The following is a 725-nucleotide window of genomic DNA, read 5'->3' on the forward strand; positions in this document are numbered from 1 at the left end:
AGGCCGGTCCGCCGCGGCCGTCCGGCACTTTCAGCGTCGCCTTGTCGGTAAGGGTCTTGAACGGTTTGCCGCTGGCCCTGGCGACGCCGAGCGCCTGCCATTGCGCCAGCGTCTTCGATCCGCCCGGCAATTTGCCTGCCGGCAAGGTGACTTCGTAGCCCCAGGTCTTGCCAGCCTGCCAGCCATTCTTCTTGAGCAGGTTAGCCGATGTCGCCAACGCATCGGGAATGGAATTCCAGATGTCGCGCTTGCCGTTACCGTCCATGTCGACGGCATAATGCTGGTAGCTGGTCGGGATGAACTGGGTCTGGCCCATGGCACCCGCCCAGGAGCCCATCAGGTGGCTTTCGTCGATGTCGCCGCTCTGCAGGATCTTCAGCGCCGCGACCAACTGGGTGCGGGCGTATTTCGAACGTTTCGGGTCGCCATATCCCAAAGTCGCCAGCGAACGGACGACATTGCGCATGATGTCGTCGCGCTTGAGGATCTCGCCATAGTTCGATTCCATCGACCAGATGGCCAACAGCACGTAGCGGTCGACACCGAACCTCGCCTCGATCCTGTCCAGCCAAGGTTTCCACTTTTTCGCCATCTGCTGCCCGACGGCGACGGACTGGTCATGGACGCGGTTGTCGAAATAATCCCAGGCGGGTGCGGTGAATTCGGGCTGGGTGCGGGCCTTTTCCAGCACCACCGGATCGGGCTCGTTGATCCCCCGGAAGGCC

At 62.3% G+C, this 725-nt stretch carries 1 protein-coding gene; it reads right to left on the reverse strand.

Translation table 11 applies throughout. The features are described from left to right. Positions 1-725, reverse strand: a 725-nt coding sequence (locus tag EOA36_RS36475; protein ID WP_145969556.1) for a lytic murein transglycosylase, incomplete at both ends; no start/stop codon positions are given.

It is taken from the genome of Mesorhizobium sp. M8A.F.Ca.ET.021.01.1.1 (assembly GCF_003998025.1).
Taxonomy (GTDB): Bacteria; Pseudomonadota; Alphaproteobacteria; order Rhizobiales; family Rhizobiaceae; genus Mesorhizobium.